We start from the raw sequence: 17773 nt of genomic DNA, 5'->3' as shown, positions 1-17773 counted from the left end.
CCAGAAAGTGAATGGTCCCGACCCGATACCGCCCGGGCGCACGGTCGCTATCCCGGCCGCGGCCAGTGACGAGGTGGCATTTCAGGTCTTCTTTTTTCGCTTAGCGTCCGATCGAGGATTAGGAACCGTCGCGTTCAGTCCGAGGTCGGCGATATGAGCGCGGGAGCCGCTATGGCTATCCTATAACTGGCGTTGCCCGGAACGCATTCATTGTTCTGTCCAACTGGACCTGTTCGTCACTGCCTGAATCGAGTACCGTGTTCCGCACAGAATCTTTTTGGACCTTTATTGCCGTTACTTCGAGCGTCGCTAAATTGCTCGTAGAAAGCAATGCGCCCACCTGCGTCGAAAAGCAGGCACTTTCTGGTGCGTCGCTGCTTTGCGATTTTTCAGTCGTGGCCACAATGTGATTATTGGCTATGTAATTTCCGCTACCGGAAACCAAGTTGATAATCACAGGCTTTGCAGCGATAGGCTTGATATACTGAGTATCAATCGTTTCCGAGATGTGGTTTGCGATCACCGAGTTGTTGCTCCCGTCAATTCGCAAAAGTCCGTATAGATCATCCAGCCCATTGTCGTATTTCTGCATGGGCGCCCATGGTTCGCGGTCTCGCAAAAGGTGATTTGAGGAGACCAAATTCTCGCAGCAGTTGTCGGCAAGAACCAGCATCCCGGGATAAAAGGAGTGGAATCTATTTCCTGTGACTGCGGAACGGACGACGCCGGAAAAATAGATGCTGCTGGCTCCTCGAGGGAATACGTTGTTTGAGGATATCAGAACGCCCCCATAGTTTTCCGCGAATATGGAATGGCCCCTGTAGCCGGCTCCAACGAAATTATTCGCTATTCTTGACGCCTGCCCCATGCCTTTCAATTCAATACAGTTGCCGCACTCGGCAATGAAATTGTTATCGATCGCGAGCGCATCTGCATCACGAACCGTAACTCCATGCTCCAGATAGATAAGACCCATCCCCGTTATCCGGAATGAGTCATTGGCGCTGCCTACATAGATTCCTGTTTTGCCGTTCTTGTAGGAATTTTCTGCGTCATATTGCCCCGAACCATCGTCAATAAAGTGCAGGCCGTCGATGCAGAAGTCAGCAAACTCCACGGAACTTATCCGAGGATTTCCGGCGCGCTTAACATAAAACGCGGCTCCTGCGGCCTCACCGTCGGCGGCCTCAGGAGTTGTATCTACAAGTACCCGACTTCCGCCGGGCCACACTTCATGCCAGTGTCTCAGTTCGTTTGCGGGTACGTTGAAACGGATGCTCGAAGACGTAAAACCATGCCCGGAGCCCACAATCTTAAGATAGCTGACGTCGATAACGACTTGGGTGACAAGTCGGTAATCGCCGGGCGGTATATAAATAACCGCTCCAGGTTTTCCGCCGTCATTCAGATCGGATACCGGTTGCCCGCTTTTGATATCCGCAATGATGCTGTTGATGACCGCTCCAATATCCTCATAGGGATTTCCTGCAGGGTACTTCGTTACGTCGAAACAGTTTTCGCTCGCCATTGTTGATATCTCCTCGGACATTTCTCACTCCACAGCGAGAGTAATGATGTCCTTGATTGGCTTGATGCTCGCTGGGCGCCTGGGCAAATGCGTTCAAGCAGCTCTATGTTTGATCACCAGATGCTGGTGCGGGTGTCCGGTCTAAAGAAGTGAAGTTCTTCTGCATCGACAGCGAGGCGCGCGATGTCACCGGCGCGGACTGTGCTCTTCGGAGAGAACCGGGCGACAGCAGTTTTATCGTTGCCGATGTCGGCGATGGCATCCGGATCGCCGGCATCCACCCAAGGTGCGTCGATATTCACATGCACCATGGATTCAGAACCCAGCGCCTCGACAAGAGTGACCGAGACCGAGATCTCGGCCGAAGAAGGTCGGATTGCGGCGTCGTTCATGTGCTCCGGCCGGATACCGACGATGACCCGACGGTTGGACGCACCTTTGAGCGAGGGGCGATATTCGAAAACCCGGCCAGGGATTTCAAAACTGTTGCTGCCCAGGGTCAGAGTCCTGCCATTCAGAACGGCCTCGTACAAGTTCATCGAGGGCGATCCGATAAAGGCGGCAACAAAGACGTTGTCAGGGCGGTCGTACAGGTTTTGCGGCGTGTCGACTTGCTGCAGCACGCCGCCTTTCATGACAGCGACGCGATCACCCATCGTCATCGCCTCGACCTGGTCGTGGGTCACATAGATCGTGGTGACATTCAATTTTCTTTGCAGGCTGGCAATCTCGGCCCGCATCTGCACGCGCAGCTTGGCATCGAGGTTCGACAATGGTTCATCCATCAGGAAGGCTGCCGGCTTGCGGACGATCGCTCGTCCCATGGCAACGCGCTGGCGCTGCCCGCCGGAGAGCAGTGCCGGCTTACGGTCGAGCAGTGTCGTCAGTTCGAGAATGCGCGCCGCCTCGTTCACTCGGCTGTCGATCTCAGCCTTGGGCAGTCCGGCCATCAGCAAGGGAAAGGCGATGTTTTCGCGCACCGTCTTATGCGGATAGAGCGCGTAGGATTGGAAGACCATGGCAATGTCGCGGTCTTTGGGATCTACGTCGTTTACGATCTGGTCTCCGATCTTGAGTTCACCGCCGGAAATGCTCTCCAGGCCTGCGATCATTCTGAGTGCTGTCGACTTCCCACATCCCGAGGGACCGACAAACACCATGAACTCACCGTCCTTGATGTCGAAGTTGAGATCATGCAAAGCGTGAAAGCTGTTTCCGTAGATCTTGTTGATATTGCGCAGTTCTACACCGGCCATGCTGGTCTCCTCATCCCTTCACAGCGCCGAACGTCAGTCCGCCGACGATCTGTTTTTGAAGTGCGAGCGTTACGATGATGACGGGCAGCGAATAGAGCACCGCGGCGGCCGTCATCGCGCCCCACGCAAGCCCGTAGACCGAATTGTATTCGGCAATAACGATAGGTGCCGTCTTGGTCGCTTCCGACGTCAGCAGCAATGCATAGAGGAATTCGTTCCAGCTGGTGATGAAGGTGAAGAGCGCAGTGACGGCAATTCCGCCGATCATCACAGGAAGAATGATTTTCCGAAAGGCTTGGAATCGTGTGCAGCCATCCATGCGGGCAGCTTCTTCGAGTTCCTTGGGCACACCTTCGAAAAATGCCGACATCAGCAATAGCGCCAGTGGCACAGCCGCCGAAGTGTGTGCGAGAATCAGCCCTGGAATGCTGTCAAGCAGAGCCATGGACTTCAAAAGTTGGAACAGCGGCACGCCCAGCGACACCGACGGCACCATGCGGGTGACCAAAGCAAAGAGCAGGAAAAGTGTCGTGATCCGGCGGCGATACTGAGTGGCAACGTAGGCGGCCGGCACCGCCACCAGCAGCGAGAGCGCAGTCGTCAGCACCGCTACCGTGAGGGAGTTGACGAAAGCCTTCGGCAGCGTCGACGATTGTAAGACTTCCCGAAAATTCTCGAACGATATGACAGCGGGAAAGAAGCTCGGCGGAATCTGCTGGACGTCTGCCGCCGGCTTGATCGAGGTCATCAGCAAATAGATGTAAGGGAGCGCGTAGGACAGCACGATCACTAAGGCCGCGGCGTTGATCAGGACTCCGCTGGTATTGAGGCGAGGCGCTCTATGCATGGGCGGGCCTCCATATCTTCCAATAGGCGATGCCGGCCAGAAGCATCATGACGAGGAGGAAGAGCGTGCCGGATGCGGATGCCTCGCCGAGATCGCCAAACCGAACCATGCGCTGATAGATGTTCATCGAGAACACTTCCGAGGCATGGCGGGGACCGCCCTGCGTCTGGATCCAGATCAGATCGAACGTCTTGGCGGCGTCCACGCCCCGCACGATGACCACGACGGCAATGACCGGCCGCATCAGCGGCAGGGTGACATGCCAGAACCGCTTGAGCGCGTTCGCCCCATCGATCCGGGCCGCCTCGAGAAGGTCCCTGGGGATGTTCGTCAACCCGGCATAGGAGATGAGCGCGACAAAGGAGGTCGTCAGCCATATGTCGGCGAAGGATACTGAATATATGACGATATTCTCGCTGGAGAGCCACGCAATCTCGTTGGGGTCGCTGATCAACCCCAGGCGAACCAGCCCGTAATTCAGGATGCCGATATTGCCGACCAGCAGGAACCGCCATAGCAGGCCGGCGACGATCGGCGGCACCATCAGCGGCAGAGCAAAGATTGTGCGGTGCCAGCGCGATTGGCCCACCATGGCCGAGAACAACAGTGCGGCGCAGAAGCCGAAGGTGAACTCGAAGAAGAGTGCGAAGACCGAATACTGAAGCGTCCGCAAAGCGCTTTCCGCAACGCGCTTCGAGGTCAAGGCATCGACATAATTTTGCACTCCAACCCATTCGCGGATGTGAGGCGTGATCGTTTCGACCTTGAAGAAGGAATCGAAGATCAGCAGTCCCACGGGGTAGGCGACCAACAAGCCGAGGATCGCAACCGCGGGCGCGAGCATGCAGAGCACAAATCGGTCTTCATCCGACATGTTCGCCTCCGAAGGCTGATGGCGCGGGAGTGACAACGAACCTCCCGCGATATTGAGGAAAAGTCGGACTAGTTAAGGATATCCTCGATCGTTTCCTTGGCTTCCGTGAGCACTCCTCCCACGTCGGCCTTGCACGTCAGCGCCTGCTGCACGGCCGGCAAGACAGCCTCGTCGATGATTTCCTGATATTTTTCGTTTATCGGTCGGCCTTGGGTTGCCGGCGCGCTCAACGTTTCAAGCAGCGGCTTGAAATGCTCATAGCCGGATTTGCCGACGTAGCTGTTATAGGCCGAGTTGGTCGCGGCAAGGCCGAGCTTGGCTTCGATGCCTAATCCATTGTTGGCGATCGCGAAAGCGATGAACTTTTTCGCCGCATCCTTATGCTGGGATGCCGAAGGAATGACATTGTACCAAGGACCCGGAATGGCGGCGATGCCTGCATCACCGGCCAACATCGGAGCGACGCCGACTTTGCCGCTGACCTTGGAATCCTCAGGCGTCATCTTGTAAGCGTGCGCCCAGAATTTCATCATCGCTGTCTTGCCCTGATAGAACAGATTTTGCGCCTCGCCCCAGCCGATTTCGTTGACGTTTTCAGGAACCGAATGGTCGGCGCAGTGCGGCGCGATATAGAACTCGAGAGCCTTCTTGTGCGCCTCGTTGTCGATGATGACATTGCCATCCTTGTCAAGGATCACACCGGGCGAGCCCGCCTGCAGCACATGCGCCATCCATTCTTCCGAGAAGGTGCCGATGGTGTCAGTACCCCAGAAATCGACCTTGCCGTCGCCGTCAGTGTCGCGCGTGAAAAATTTCGCCATGTCACGCCATTGCTGCCAGGTTTTCGGCGGCGCGAGGGGATACCCGTACTTAGCCTGGAAAGCTTCCTTTTCCTCGGGCTTATCGAAGAGGTCCTTGCGATAGAAGACGATCTCCGCATTCGCCCATGCGGGCATTCCGATCATTTTGTCGCCAGCCTTTGCGTCGGCAAGCAAAGCCGGCGGCAGATCCTTGCGCACCGCGTCGGTAAAGAGCGGTGAGAGATCCTCCACGTGGTTCGCGAACTTCGCGTTCCAGACCACGTCGATCGTCACGACATCGAATGCCGACGAGCCGGAGGCGATCTCGGCAGAAAACTTGTCGAACACGCCCTGATAGGGAACGACAGTGAATTTGACCTCAATGCCGGTTTCTCTGGTGAACTTTTCTGCCACCGCCTTCTGCAGCATCTCGCCGCCGCCTTCGACAAGAAGGTTGATGGTTTCGGCCTTCGCCGCGACCGCCATGAAGATGAGCGCAAGCGCGCTGGCACCAAGCAGATTTCTCATTGATTCCTCCCTTGCTCGCTGGGGCGCTTGCAACAGCGCCATTGCTTTCTTGGACCATAGTCTCCATATGACGACGTTGTCAACACACATTGTCGACGTTGTCATAGAAATATGTCGACGTTGTCAGCTAACTGGTTTAGAACGGTTGCCAGCAAGGAGATCGGCGAGACATGGTCAGCATTATCAGCGTCGCGAAGGCGGCCGGGGTTTCGAATAAGACAGTCTCTCGAGTGATTAACGGCGAGCCCTACGTGACGGAGGAAACACGGGAGCGGGTGGAGAAGGCTATTCGGGATCTTGGCTATATCCCCAACATGGCTGCGCGCCTCATACGGTCGAGCCGCTCCAACACCTTCGGCATCATCACAGATTATGTGTCTACCACGCCCTATTCGGTCGACATCGTGCGAGGAATACAGGATTGGGCCAATGCGAACGGGAAGACCATCCTCATGGCGAATACAGGTGGCTCGTCCAAAAGAGAGGCTGAAATCTGGAAAATGTTCCAGTCCCATCGGATCGACGGGGTTCTTTATGTGACAATGTATCGTCGCACCGTGGATCCTGAGGCAGGCGACGTCCGGATTCCGACGGTAATGATCAACTGCAGGCCTCAGACGAACGAACTGTTGCCGTCGATTGAGCCGGATGACTACCAAGGCGCGCAGGATCTTACCCGTTATCTGCTTGACCGTGGCCATCGAAAGATCGGCTATATCAGGCTCAATCCCATCTTGTTGGGTGCTCAGCTGCGCCTCGATGCCTTCCGTAAAACCGCTGCAGAGTTTGGCCTTGCTGAGAGCGACCTGAGCATCCGTCTGGGCATGGAAGGGCCGGTTGGAGCGGAGAAGAACTACGTTTTTGCCGCTGCGACTGAGATGCTGCAACAAAAGGATCGACCGACTGCAATCATGAGCGGCAATGACGAAATGACGATTCAAGTCTACATAGCAACAATGGCGCTGGGTCTGCGCATCCCTGAGGATGTCAGTATTGTCGGCTTTGACGATTTTCGGACGGTTTCCCTAGCGCTGAAGCCGGAACTGACGACAGCGGCCTTGCCCTATTACGCTTTAGGTCTGGAAGGGGCGGATTTGTTGAATAGCGTAGTTGCGGGAAACAAGGCTCGTCCGAGCAGGCGCGTTATGCCCTGTAAACTGGTCGAGCGAACGTCGGTGCAATCCGTATAGTCTGACCTCAAGCGGCAGGCGCGCTCAGATCAGCCATCAATGCGGCGTTTTCCAGCGCGTAGGTGGCCAGGCAGGGGGTAGTCGTGGAGATTTGGCAGCACTTAGCACGTCTTCAGGCAGATAGAAACTGGACCACCAGGCCGCTCGGCTAACCAAGTTCCATAACATACCTTACGCCGCATCGGGTTGTAGGGGCTATTTAGTAATGCGACAGTTGGGCCAGTTAGAGATGCGACAGTCTCGCCTCTCGACGCACTGGTCAAAGCCAATGTTGGGAGCAAGGATGACGATCTTCAGCCTGGTCGAGACCATGAGCGGTCGGAGTCGTCATGTCCTTTATGATCACCATGTCGCAGAAAGAGTTGCATCGCCTCGAAGTCATCCAGAAGATCCGTGACGAACGCCTGAGCGTTGTCCAGGCTGCCGAACTGCTCGACCTCAGTCGAAGTCAGGTCCATCGGCTGCTGCAGGCTTATGACCGGAATGGTCCAGCCGGCCTTGTTTCCAAGAAGCGATCACAACCGAGCAACCGGCGCCACAGCGAGGAGTTTCGCAATGCGGCGCTGGATCTCATCCGGGAGCGCTATCTGGATTTCGGTCCGACGCTGGCTCGCGAGAAGCTGATCGAACTGCATCATATTTCGGTCGCCAAGGAGACGCTGCGGCAATGGATGACCGAGGCCGGCATCTGGATCTCGCGTCGCGAGCGCAAGAAGCGGGTTTTCCAGCCACGCGGCCGGCGCGACTGCTTTGGCGAACTGGTGCAGATCGATGGTTCGCATCACTGGTGGTTCGAGAACCGCGGCCCCAAATGCGCCCTGCTCGTCTATATCGATGACGCCACTGGCAAGCTGTTACATCTTCGCTTTGCCGGATCGGAGAACACGTTCGATTATCTGCATGCGACGAAAGCCTATCTGCAGCAATGGGGCAAACCGCTGGCTTTCTATAGCGACAAGCATGGTGTTTTTCGTTCGACCCATGCGTCGGAGAAGGACCGGACGAGCGGCCTGACGCAGTTTGGTCGTGCGCTTTATGAGCTGAACATCGACATTATCTGTGCCAACACTCCGCAAGCCAAGGGCCGTGTGGAACGCGCCAACCAGACATTGCAGGATCGGCTGGTCAAGGAGATGCGGCTTCGCGGCATCGATACGATCGAAGCTGCCAATGCCTATGCGCCTGAGTTCATTGCGGATTTCAATTCGCGGTTCGGCAAGCAACCGCGCAATCCGAAGGACATGCACCGACCGCTGGCCGACCATGAGAATCTCGATGGCGCCATGTGCCGGAAGGAAGTCCGCACACTGTCGCAGTCGCTGACGCTCCGTTACGACAAGGTCTTGTTCATTCTCGATCCGACCGAGATTTCCAGGCCATTGGCGGGTAAGAAGGTCGTTGTCTGCGACTACCCGGACGGCCGCCTCGAGATCATGCACGAGAGCTTCACCCTGCCCTACAGAACCTTCGATACATTGCGGTCGGTCCACCGGGCAGAGGTTGTCGAGAACAAGCGTCTCGACGACATGCTTTCCATCGTCGCCGAGCTGCAGGCTGGGCGGGAACAGCAACGCAGCAAGAGCGGCCCTCGCCGCACCGGCCAGACGGATCATATGTTCGGTATTCCCGATGGCAGCCAGGGCAATGGTTATCAGAAGCGTGGCCGCAAGCCTGGCCGGCGGACGGACTTCATGAATGATCCGGAGGTCATCGCAAAAAGGCAGAAGGCGCTGGCACGGCTGGAGGCAGCGGAATAAATCGGGCACTCATAGTCTCAAAGCTAAAGCCGAAGGGGTGCTCCTCACCCGCCCCCTCCCTTCCCTTGCAACCCGGCCCAGCCGGTCCGGTCGGGGGCTTGCCTCAGCGCAAGTGGACATGCCGAGTGTCGCATTTCTAAATGGCTGACAGCGTTGCGCATCTAATCAGCTTTGACACGGGTTGTAGCGGGGTACATTCTATTTCCAAGTGCGACATGCCAATGATTTCAACGGCTTCACTTTGGAGATTTTGGCATGTCCCGATGCTATACGCAGCTTGCTCTCGCCGACCGACGACGCCTACATCAGCTGGTGGCGGCAAAAGTTCCCATCAACGAAATGGCCCGTCAGCTTGGCCGCCATCGTTCGACGATTTACCGCGAGATCAAGCGCAACACGTTCCGCGATCGTGAACTGCCGGACTACGACGGCTACTACAGCACGGTAGCTCACGATATCTCCAAGGACCGGCGACGCCGGCTGAGAAAGCTGCGGCGGCACCCGAATTTACGCACGGAGATCATCACCCAGTTGGAGGCACGCTGGTCTCCGGAGCAGATTGCCGGGCGCCTGTTGTTGGAGGGGCGCAGCCTCGTCCGCGTCTGTAAAGAGACAATCTACCGCTTCATTTACAGCAAGGAAGATTACGGGCTTGGCCTCTATCAGTATCTACCGGAAGCGCGTCGCAAACGTCGTCCACTGCGCTCCAGGAAGCCGCGCGACGGTGTGTTTCCAGCCTCGCACCGCATATCCCAACGTCCTGATTTTATTGGAGATAGATCGCAGTTTGGGCATTGGGAGGGCGACCTCCTCATCTTTGAGCGTCCACTCGGCCATGCCAATGTCACGTCCCTCGTCGAGCGCAAGAGCCGCTACACCGTTCTCATCAAGAATCCAAGCCGGCATTCTCGCCCGATCATGGACAAGATCATCAGAACTTTTTCGCCTTTGCCGGCCTTTGCGCGTCAGAGCTTCACGTTTGATCACGGTACCGAGTTTGCCGGATTCCGGGCTTTGGAAGAAGGGATCGGCGCGCATAGCTGGTTCTGCGACCCAAGTGCGCCTTGGCAAAAGGGCGCCGTGGAAAACGCCAACAAGCGCATTCGCCGCTTCATGCCTGGAGCTACAGATCTCGCCGCCGTGTCACAACGCGACCTGATCCAACTCGCACGTCATCTGAACGACCAACCCCGTAAATGCCTTGGCTACAAGACGCCGGCCGAGGTGTTCATGGAGCATTTGCAGGATCAGGCGTGATCCCCTACCCTTGAAGACAGGCATGATGCACTTGGGTTAGCTTCTCCAGTAGGCAAAGTTAAAGTGTCCTGTTTCTGCAAAGTTGGAATGTCACTCTCCCCGCGTTTGATGACGTGGGAGACAAGCGGATGGGACTGGTTGCGATGAGCGAGCGTGATCTGCAGCGGATCGAGGTTTTGTCGAATGTGATAGCGGGCCGGATGACGATGGTGTCGGCGGCGCATGTGCTTGCTCTGAGCGAGCGCCAGGTACGGCGGCTGTTGGATTGCATCAGAACGACTGGCGCGGCATCGATCCGGCACAAGGCGATCGGCCGGCCGTCGAACAACCGGATCAGCGATGGTGCTCGGGATTACGCGGTGGCGCAAAAGCGAGGCGACCGTTGCTACACGAGATGAGCCTTCAAGACTCGTGATATTCAAGAGCGTAACCTGCGCCGTACACAGTGCGGACCTGTAGATTTGTGAAGCCAGCAAACGCTTTTCGCAGCCGGCCGATATGCACGTCGACGGTCCGACTCTCCACTGCGTGCGGATTTGGCCAGACGGCCTCAATGAGTTGCTCGCGGGTCGTGATTTGCCATTGCCTTTCCATCAAGAACTCAAGGATTCTCGCCTCCATAGGCGTGAGGCTTATTCTCTTTCCCCCGACGACGACAGCGCGCTGCTCGAAAACGAACCCAGCGCGGACAGCCGAAGCTGGCCGGGCCAGAGCTTCCGACCGCGGCTTTATTCCATGTAAAAAGCCAAGAAGCTTTGACGGCGAGAGAGGCCTAATGATGCCTTCGTCGAGCCCCGCCTTAATCAGCTGCAAATGCTGTTCGCGCATGTCCCCGCTGATCAGCGCACCGACGGAAATCCCGGCGTCCTTCAACAGTGCACATAGCCGGGCAACATCGCTCGGCCAGCCTGCACAATCCAGGAGGACCGCGGCGATTTCTGTCGGCGTGCACGCGCCCACCGCATCGTCGTCAGTTGAAGCAAGCCGAGCTTCGAAGCCTTCGCTGCGAAGAATATGTGCAAGCAGCAGATAAAGCTCAACGTCTTGCGAGCAAACCAGAATGACAGGAGACACGTCGATCGCCCCTATTGTCGTTCGAAAAATCGCCGGTCCTCAACTCGGCGCGAACTCGCCGCCGTTGACATCGATGATGGCTCCGTTGACGAACCCGGCATCTTTCGATGCCAGGAACATGATCACTGCAGCGACATCGTCAGGATCACCAAGCCGACCGGTCGGAATACGCGTGAGCATATTGTGATCGTGCTTGACGAGGGCGCGAAACAGGAAATGGAAAACGATGCCGGTGAGCGCATAGGCGATCGATCCCACGGTGATGTAGAGGATGGTCGTCAGCATGATGTTGACGCCCATCGCCTCCATGGTCACGCCGGCGATTATTGCCGGGCGAGTGCAGGCGAGAAACAGCGTATCGTCTTCGAGGCTCGGGGTGTTCGCCATGGCGCTCAGCTCCCGACGATGGTGTTGACCAGCTCGGTGGCGCCAAAAATTCCGCCGATACCGATGATCCAGAAGCCGGCCCGACGCAGATCCATATAGCCAAACATCCAGGCGATGCAGATGATGATGACGGCGATGACCGCCAGGAGGCGGGCGATATTGCCGGTCAGCATGTCAACGATGTTCTGCAGCACGGTTTCGATACCGGCGGCCTGGGCAAAGGCCGGCTCGACCATACAGGCGACGATGGCGGTCGCCATGAGTGTGGATGCGGCGAGGGGGCGAAGGCGGGCTTTGAAGATCATTCACTTTGCTCCGATCGATCATTTTGGAAAACGAGAACCGAGGATTGCCGTCGGGCATTGAAAACGTCCCAGGATGCGGCCTCAGCGGTTTGGACTGCGTGGGAGAGTTGTTCCGGAGGCGCTTGCCCCGCCTCATTTTGCGAGCGCTCGCCAGACCCTGCCTGGTCGCGGGGCTCCGCGATGGTGAGCGAGGCCAGCATTGGCGATAGCCGCCTTATTTCCTGACGCACCTGCTCGTCATACCGGACTATTGCACCAACGGATGGATCATCACGACCATAATAGGAGCGGAGCATTATCGTCTCGGCTCGAGCCGGATCGTCTCTTGCGCGGAGAGCCTCACGATAATATCCGTCCAGAAGCGTCGCCGTGGCCTTGAGGCTCAGGCAAGGATCGAAGGCGTCGGCGAGGGACAGATCGAGTTTATGAAGCGCCTCCATCCCAAGACCGCCAAGGCCGAGCTGGATATCCCTGCGATCGGCAAGCAGAGAAGTGGCCTCCTCGATCGCCTCGGCTTTCGAAGCGGGCTGGTCGGCAAGTGGCGGGCCGCTGTTGACGCGAATGGCGAGAGGCTGAAAGCCGCTCTCAAGGCTGACGACGGCTGCCAGCGTCTCGATCTTCACCATCGGCGCGCAGGCTTGCGCCATATCGATGAACGCAGCGGCCATCGTCAGTACCACACTCTTTGCGTGGTCGCGCCGTCGATGGTGACGTCGATATAGTGCGGCTGCGGCCTGACATTCGGGGGCATGATGGGATAGCCCATGCACTGGCGTCGCCCATCCTGACGCTGCCAATGTGGTGACAGTACCGAATTGTTGTGGGTGCCGAAATCGTCGGCATCATTCGAGCAAAGGGCATCGCTCACCGGTTGCGGGGACGTCGGCACGCAGGTCACTTGTGCTCCGTGCGAACCGTCTCCTCCCGTCAGCCTGTACCCAGCATCGCAATAATAGGGCTCGTAACCAGGCCGCGAGCTGTGGAAACCGACACCGCTGCAGGTCGGGAACGAATGCCCTTTGGCGAGCTCCCGCCACAATTTATGGATCGGCGGCCGGCATTCGCCATATTGGGTCGGTCCGCCGGGATTGGAAAGGCACAGGATAACCTGGCATCCCCAATCTTCAGCTTGCGCTTTACTGCCGGAAATAAGATAGGATGACGTCATGCAGCAGATCGCAAGAAATGAAGTCAACAGAAGGCTTTTCATGGACAGGCTCCTTCGACACGACGATGTTCCACCGCATTCGCGAAGACTTGCACGGCTTCCCTCTCAACGTCGTACTACCTTATATAACATAGTTAAATGACATGACAAGCGCACTTAAACAGCAATGGCAGAACCTTGCCTTCTCCGGGCTCATCCTCCATGAGATTCTCGATCACCCGCTGGAGGACGAAACGCCGCAGGCGCGACTGAAACAGGTTGGCATGATGACGATCCTCTACACGATGAGCCAGGCGCATCAGAAGCTAACCCTCTCGAACATCATCGAAATTACCGAATTGACGCGAACAGGCGTGAAGGAGACCGTCGACCTTCTGGTGAAGCGTGGAATGCTCAGCGAGACGATGGTGAAGAATTCCATGGGCAGGGGAACGGCGCGGCAATTCGAGATCTCGGAGGATCTGTTGAACAAGCTGAGCTCGTTCCGGGTCGGCCAGAAATCGGATTAAACTGACTTTTTTCGAAAGCAACGGAACCGCGATGGCGAATCAATTGCGGCCTGTTCGTGCTGCTGACGCGGAGAAAAGGGATGCTCGGGCAACCCGCCCCCGGGCGGGTTCCACACAGACAATGAAGAGTATCGGAGAAATCAGCATTAGCGCCGCCGAGGGCGGGATTTCGGGAATTCTCGCCACGCTAAGGGCGGAACAAGGGCAGCCGCAGGAGCCTCAGCATAGCGGCCGGCAGGGAGGCGGAACCGACTGCCCCCGCCCGTGCGTTCCTTTTTTCCGAGAATATTGTCGCACCCTGTCGTCATCACCGCGCGGGAGCCTGGAAAGGGGTGATGCTGTTCGTGGAAATGACAATGCCGCCGAGCGGGCTCGGACCGATCGGCGGCATCACGTTAGGAGGCGTGCTCAAACCGCACTTTCGAGCAGCCTCCTCGCCTTGCCTTCCAGCTCGAGGCGGACGTCCTGATGGGTCTTGTCACGTGCCAGGGCGGTGATCCCCTGAACGAAGTCGAAGACCGATTCCGGCGGGCGGCCTTCTTCGGACAGAACCGTCTCGATGATCTTGCCCGTTTCACTTTTCGAGAAGCCCCGCCGCCGCAGGAATGTTTGGCGATCCTCATCGTCGCGGGCGACGATCCGCTCGCGCGCGGCCCGGATTCCTGCGACGAAAGCTGCAGGTGAGGAATTGGCAAAGCTTGCCAGCGCCGGTGTTGCTTCATGGGCGAAGCGCTCGGAGGCGAATTTGCTGTGTCGAATGCTGATCTCCTGAAAATTTTCCGTGCCCCAGATGTTGCGGTTGGCGCAAACGGCTCGCAGGTAGAAGGAGGCGATGCCGAGCGTTTTCGATCCCACCTCCGAATTCCACGCATAGAAGCCGCGAAAGAAGAGATCAGGTTCACCATTGGGCAGCCGCCCCGCCTCGATCGGATGGGTATCATCGACCAGGAACAGGAAGACATCGCGGTCGGATGCGTAGAGCGTTGTCGTATCCTTGGAGATATCGACGAAGGGGTTATGTGTCATGCTCGCCCAGTCGAGCAGACCCGGCACTTTCCAGATCGTGTCGCCGGTTCCGTTGCCGGCGATCTTCATCACGGCAGAAACGAGTTCGTGGTCCCAGATCCTGCCGTATTCCGGACCGGTCACCGCGCGCAGCTCGACGCGGCCGCCGTCCATCTCCAGCGTTTTAACGAGCTCGGCGCGATGGCTGAGCAGGCCATGTTGCAGATTGATCGCGGCAAGCGGCGCGGGAAGCTGGCGCATATAGGTGGCAGGCGCCCCGACCAGTGTGCATAGCTGACCATAACTCCAGTGCGTTGGCGCAACCGGTCGCTGATTGCCGGGCACGATCAGTTCGAGCCGCTCGGGATTGTCCCGACTGGCCTCGAGGCGGATCGAGGAACTTTCCACCGTGCGGGCGTGGGCGCGCTCCGCACGGCACTTGACCGCCCCGAAGAGTTCGCCGAGCGAAAGATAGCGCTCGTCATCCGGTCGAGAGAACCATTCGGACGAGACGCGGCCATTGCGCTCACCGCGCGAGATGTCGACCTTGAAGCCGGAGGATACTGGTTGCAATGTGGAAGTGATGGTGTCCATGACATTAGCTCCTTGAAACCAAAGCGATCCGGCCTCCTGACGGAGCCGGACCGTGCGAGTGGATCGGAATTGAAGTCCCGGCATACCGGCCGGACCTTGACTGGGCGGGTTAAAGCCTACTCGGCAGCATCGAAATGCTGCTGCTCCGCCTGAAAGGAGTCGTGCGGCTCCGTTGTCGCTTTGTCGACGTTCACTTCCTCCGCGAGAAAAGCCGCAAGATCGGAAGCCTCGGCTTCGCCCAGATCGCAGGTGTTGCGGGCGATATCACCGACTGCTGTTTCGGGCATATCAGCCGATGCCTCTCTAATCGCCATCCTCAGCGGCTCAGGAAGCCAACCGCTGCCCTCGAGCAGGCGCTCGGCTTCACGCGCCATATCGGCCTTCTTCAGATGATCTATCCTATGAGCTGACTCTTCGCCCTTCGCCTCCCGCACGGCGTGCAGAATATGCGCCTTGCTGACGCGTCCAAGATAGGCATCGACTGTCGGCGTCCAACCGGCGGCGACCATGTCGAAACCCATCGAACGGGCGACCTGATCGGCATGAGCGATCGCGCGGGTGCGCTTGTTCCATGGTTCGATCACGGCATTCAGCGAAAGGGATGCGCAATGGGCAAACAATGCCAGCCGGCTGACCTCATCGAGCGCGATCAGAAAGTCCCAAAGATCATCGGGCGCCTTCGGAAGGTCCTGGCCCCATGCCTCCTGCCGCTGATCGATCTCCTTTACCCAGACGGTGGCGGCCAACCCTTCGCTCTGGCCGAACCTGGCGCTTTGCAGCGTCAGTTCCAGGCACGTATCGGAGGAATATGGATAGAAGGTTTTCAGGACGAAGGCATGGAGCACGGCAATGAAGGCCACAGCTGGGTTATTGGCGAGCGCATTGCGCAGGGCGACAGTGCGGGTCGCCGTCAGATCGACAACCAAGCGGTCGGACAAGGGGCGGATGACATCATCTTCCTCCTCTGCCTGGTCATCCATAGCCCGGCCGCAGATCGATACCCCGCCGGTCGATGATGATCCGGCCACGTCGCGGGCGACGTCGCTCCTGAAGATCGCGGCGTCCGTCTCCACCGTCTCAGGCTTTGGTTCGTCCTCCGGTCGGACAAAGCCGCGCTCGACCCTCAGTTCACCGCCGGCGTCGAGCGAGACGAACACGCCGCCACGGGCGACGTCCTGGGGATCGAAGACATATGGCCGATCGTTGAACCGATCGAGTTCGCTCCCGAGTTCCTCCAGGCGATGTTCAGTCTCCTCGCAAGGCTCCTCGGCCTTGGCATGGGTTGCGTCAAGTTCGTCGTATTCGGCCTTGAGCACTCCGTACCGAGCGATCTCTTCCTCGGTCATTTCGGCCTGGTGGCCATAGAAACGACGGAGCCCCGCTATATGACCGTAAGGAAAGTCGAAGGCAGCTTCGACCCATTTCCAGCCTTCCGCAGCTTTGAGCGCCTCGGCGTCTGCCGTCAATTTCTCCAGTGCCAATTGCTCGAGCAGGGCCGGATCCTGAAGCCATCCGCCGTTGTCCTGCTCGAACAGGTCGCGCATGACAAAACCGCCGGCGGTTTCGTAGGGATCGATCCCAACATACACGGAGCGGCGATCGCTCGCGCGGACCGTCGTTTCCGTCAGAAGTCTGCGGATATAATAGGGTTCGCGGACCTGCTGACGCGAGATCGTGTCCCAGACCTGCTCCTGCCGGGCATGGTCGTTGGTGATGGAAAAGGCCATGAGCTGTTCAAGCTTGATGTCCTCGTTGGCATAGAGTTCAAGCAGCCGCGGCGAGACCGATGCCAGACGCAGACGTTGCCGGACCATCGCCGCCGAGACAAAGAAGCGGGCGGCGATTTCCTCTTCGCCGATGCCCTGCTCACGCAGTGTCTGGAAAGCGCGGTATTGGTCAAGGGGATGAAGATCGACGCGCCGGACATTTTCGGCAAGAGAATCCTCAGCTTCGGGGGTTTCGCCGCTGCTGACGATACAAGGAATGCCCGCGGTCTTTGCGAGCCGTTTGCGTGAGACGAGCAATTCAAGCGCACGGTAGCGCCGGCCGCCAGCCGGGATACGATAAAAGCCGGTCTCGTAGCCGTCATCATCGACTTGAGCGCGAACATTCAGGCTGGTCAGCAATCCGCGGCGCGCTATGTCCTCTGCGAGATCTTCGATCGAGACGCCTGCCTTTACCCGACGCACGTTTTGTTCGCTCAAGATGAGTTTATTGAAAGGGACGTCACGTCCAACACTCAGCGTAATTATCTCATTGGCCTGTGCCATATCGTTTCTCCGTGACGAGCAGGCCGGACTTTCTCCAGCCTTCCAAACCCGCCGGAAAATCCCCTCCCTCCTCTCCCTCTCCGGCGCCCTCGACTTTGCGAAATTCCCTGCCGTCCATAGGTGGAATCTCTATCGGCCCGAAGTGCCGGTACCGCTCGGCGTCTTGATGTCGGCGATGTGGACCTCACCGTCAATCGAGACATGGCGGACTTCCTACCATTCGGTCGGAAACAAGCTCTTCCATGCTCGATGCCATTCGGTCTCTGGCTCACACCAACGGTAGCAAACAGCGGTGCTGACATGCGCCCAGTGATGAAGGCGCTTGGGGCCGCACTTAGCGAGCGTCGGTGATCCGCATCCAGAGCAGGTTCCACGTGCCGGTCGTTGCTTCCTTACGGGTTCGTTCCGTCTACGAGGACGATTT

Annotated in this window: 16 protein-coding genes and 1 pseudogene; 5 read left to right on the top strand and 12 right to left on the bottom strand. The window is 57.9% G+C overall.

Annotated features, from left to right (window positions below):
* Nucleotides 1-175: 175 nt before the first annotated feature.
* The 5 genes from J2J99_RS26115 to J2J99_RS26095 form a co-directional block, all read right to left on the bottom strand.
* Nucleotides 176-1528, bottom strand: coding sequence for a NosD domain-containing protein (locus J2J99_RS26115; protein WP_168302126.1), 1353 nt, complete (start codon nucleotides 1526-1528; stop codon nucleotides 176-178).
* 113 nt (nucleotides 1529-1641) lie between these two features.
* Nucleotides 1642-2784 carry an ABC transporter ATP-binding protein gene (locus J2J99_RS26110; RefSeq protein ID WP_168302120.1) on the bottom strand — a complete coding sequence of 381 codons (1143 nt, stop codon included), beginning with the start codon at nucleotides 2782-2784 and terminating at the stop codon, nucleotides 1642-1644.
* A 10-nt stretch (nucleotides 2785-2794) separates the two neighbouring features.
* Nucleotides 2795-3631 carry a carbohydrate ABC transporter permease gene (locus J2J99_RS26105; protein WP_168302121.1) on the bottom strand — a complete coding sequence of 279 codons (837 nt, stop codon included), beginning with the start codon at nucleotides 3629-3631 and terminating at the stop codon, nucleotides 2795-2797.
* The gene (locus J2J99_RS26100) at nucleotides 3624-4505 is read right to left on the bottom strand and encodes a carbohydrate ABC transporter permease (protein ID WP_168302122.1); all 882 of its coding nucleotides are present in this window, start codon (nucleotides 4503-4505) and stop codon (nucleotides 3624-3626) included. The genes J2J99_RS26105 and J2J99_RS26100 overlap by 8 nt, the downstream gene beginning before the upstream one ends.
* Nucleotides 4506-4573: 68 nt before the next feature.
* Entirely contained in the window at nucleotides 4574-5833 is a 1260-nt protein-coding gene (locus tag J2J99_RS26095; protein ID WP_168302123.1) for an ABC transporter substrate-binding protein, read from the bottom strand.
* Between the two features lie 170 nt (nucleotides 5834-6003).
* Between J2J99_RS26095 and J2J99_RS26090 the strand changes: the two genes are divergently transcribed.
* The 4 genes and pseudogenes from J2J99_RS26090 to J2J99_RS26075 all read left to right on the top strand — a co-directional run.
* The gene (locus J2J99_RS26090; RefSeq protein ID WP_168302124.1) at nucleotides 6004-7023 is read left to right on the top strand and encodes a LacI family DNA-binding transcriptional regulator; all 1020 of its coding nucleotides are present in this window, start codon (nucleotides 6004-6006) and stop codon (nucleotides 7021-7023) included.
* Nucleotides 7024-7352: 329 nt separating this feature from the next.
* Entirely contained in the window at nucleotides 7353-8780 is a 1428-nt protein-coding gene (locus tag J2J99_RS26085; RefSeq protein WP_168312671.1) for an ISNCY family transposase, read from the top strand.
* Nucleotides 8781-9035: 255 nt separating this feature from the next.
* Nucleotides 9036-10037, top strand: a complete 1002-nt coding sequence (locus J2J99_RS26080) for an IS30 family transposase (protein WP_207600985.1) — start codon at nucleotides 9036-9038, stop codon at nucleotides 10035-10037.
* Between the two features lie 128 nt (nucleotides 10038-10165).
* A pseudogene (locus tag J2J99_RS26075) lies at nucleotides 10166-10399 on the top strand (helix-turn-helix domain-containing protein); the annotation flags it as partial.
* Nucleotides 10400-10439: 40 nt separating this feature from the next.
* Here the strand turns inward: J2J99_RS26075 and J2J99_RS26070 are convergent.
* The 5 genes from J2J99_RS26070 to J2J99_RS26045 are packed head-to-tail and all read right to left on the bottom strand — an operon-like array spanning nucleotide 10440 to nucleotide 13013.
* Nucleotides 10440-11111 (bottom strand): winged helix-turn-helix transcriptional regulator, encoded by a 672-nt coding sequence (locus tag J2J99_RS26070; protein ID WP_168302402.1) that lies wholly within the window; start codon nucleotides 11109-11111, stop codon nucleotides 10440-10442.
* Nucleotides 11112-11150: 39 nt separating this feature from the next.
* Complete coding sequence (locus J2J99_RS34185) at nucleotides 11151-11498, bottom strand: VirB3 family type IV secretion system protein (protein WP_168302401.1); 348 nt, start codon at nucleotides 11496-11498, stop codon at nucleotides 11151-11153.
* A gap of 5 nt (nucleotides 11499-11503) precedes the next feature.
* Nucleotides 11504-11803, bottom strand: a complete 300-nt coding sequence (locus J2J99_RS26055) for a TrbC/VirB2 family protein (protein WP_168302400.1) — start codon at nucleotides 11801-11803, stop codon at nucleotides 11504-11506.
* Nucleotides 11800-12471 carry a lysozyme family protein gene (locus J2J99_RS26050; protein ID WP_168302399.1) on the bottom strand — a complete coding sequence of 224 codons (672 nt, stop codon included), beginning with the start codon at nucleotides 12469-12471 and terminating at the stop codon, nucleotides 11800-11802. Before J2J99_RS26050 ends, J2J99_RS26055 begins: the two co-directional genes overlap by 4 nt.
* A gap of 2 nt (nucleotides 12472-12473) precedes the next feature.
* Nucleotides 12474-13013 carry a hypothetical protein gene (locus J2J99_RS26045; RefSeq protein ID WP_168302398.1) on the bottom strand — a complete coding sequence of 180 codons (540 nt, stop codon included), beginning with the start codon at nucleotides 13011-13013 and terminating at the stop codon, nucleotides 12474-12476.
* A gap of 101 nt (nucleotides 13014-13114) precedes the next feature.
* On the opposite strand from J2J99_RS26045, the gene J2J99_RS26040 reads away from it, so the two are divergent.
* The gene (locus J2J99_RS26040; RefSeq protein ID WP_168302397.1) at nucleotides 13115-13480 is read left to right on the top strand and encodes a MarR family transcriptional regulator; all 366 of its coding nucleotides are present in this window, start codon (nucleotides 13115-13117) and stop codon (nucleotides 13478-13480) included.
* A gap of 408 nt (nucleotides 13481-13888) precedes the next feature.
* On the opposite strand, the gene J2J99_RS26035 is transcribed toward J2J99_RS26040, so the two are convergent.
* Together J2J99_RS26035 and J2J99_RS26030 are read right to left on the bottom strand one after the other, a co-directional pair.
* Nucleotides 13889-15079 (bottom strand): DUF932 domain-containing protein, encoded by a 1191-nt coding sequence (locus J2J99_RS26035; RefSeq protein WP_168302396.1) that lies wholly within the window; start codon nucleotides 15077-15079, stop codon nucleotides 13889-13891.
* A 116-nt stretch (nucleotides 15080-15195) separates the two neighbouring features.
* The gene (locus J2J99_RS26030) at nucleotides 15196-17349 is read right to left on the bottom strand and encodes a ParB/RepB/Spo0J family partition protein (protein WP_168302395.1); all 2154 of its coding nucleotides are present in this window, start codon (nucleotides 17347-17349) and stop codon (nucleotides 15196-15198) included.
* Nucleotides 17350-17773: the final 424 nt, after the last annotated feature.

Origin of the sequence: Rhizobium binae, from assembly GCF_017357225.1 — a bacterium.
Taxonomy (GTDB): Bacteria; Pseudomonadota; Alphaproteobacteria; order Rhizobiales; family Rhizobiaceae; genus Rhizobium; species Rhizobium binae.
The sequence above is the reverse complement of the archived record's forward strand: the minus strand, read 5'-3'. Positions and strand labels throughout refer to the sequence as shown.

Coding starts and splice junctions, on each gene's coding strand:
- J2J99_RS26085 (WP_168312671.1), top strand. CDS start 7,353: ATGTCCTTTATGATCACCATGTCGCAGAAAGAGTTGCATCGCCTCGAA.
- J2J99_RS26050 (WP_168302399.1), bottom strand. CDS start 12,471: ATGGCCGCTGCGTTCATCGATATGGCGCAAGCCTGCGCGCCGATGGTG.
- J2J99_RS26090 (WP_168302124.1), top strand. CDS start 6,004: ATGGTCAGCATTATCAGCGTCGCGAAGGCGGCCGGGGTTTCGAATAAG.
- J2J99_RS26040 (WP_168302397.1), top strand. CDS start 13,115: ATGACAAGCGCACTTAAACAGCAATGGCAGAACCTTGCCTTCTCCGGG.
- J2J99_RS26055 (WP_168302400.1), bottom strand. CDS start 11,803: ATGATCTTCAAAGCCCGCCTTCGCCCCCTCGCCGCATCCACACTCATG.
- J2J99_RS26035 (WP_168302396.1), bottom strand. CDS start 15,079: ATGGACACCATCACTTCCACATTGCAACCAGTATCCTCCGGCTTCAAG.
- J2J99_RS26080 (WP_207600985.1), top strand. CDS start 9,036: ATGTCCCGATGCTATACGCAGCTTGCTCTCGCCGACCGACGACGCCTA.
- J2J99_RS26095 (WP_168302123.1), bottom strand. CDS start 5,833: ATGAGAAATCTGCTTGGTGCCAGCGCGCTTGCGCTCATCTTCATGGCG.
- J2J99_RS26110 (WP_168302120.1), bottom strand. CDS start 2,784: ATGGCCGGTGTAGAACTGCGCAATATCAACAAGATCTACGGAAACAGC.
- J2J99_RS26100 (WP_168302122.1), bottom strand. CDS start 4,505: ATGTCGGATGAAGACCGATTTGTGCTCTGCATGCTCGCGCCCGCGGTT.
- J2J99_RS26105 (WP_168302121.1), bottom strand. CDS start 3,631: ATGCATAGAGCGCCTCGCCTCAATACCAGCGGAGTCCTGATCAACGCC.
- J2J99_RS34185 (WP_168302401.1), bottom strand. CDS start 11,498: ATGGCGAACACCCCGAGCCTCGAAGACGATACGCTGTTTCTCGCCTGC.
- J2J99_RS26045 (WP_168302398.1), bottom strand. CDS start 13,013: ATGAAAAGCCTTCTGTTGACTTCATTTCTTGCGATCTGCTGCATGACG.
- J2J99_RS26030 (WP_168302395.1), bottom strand. CDS start 17,349: ATGGCACAGGCCAATGAGATAATTACGCTGAGTGTTGGACGTGACGTC.
- J2J99_RS26115 (WP_168302126.1), bottom strand. CDS start 1,528: ATGGCGAGCGAAAACTGTTTCGACGTAACGAAGTACCCTGCAGGAAAT.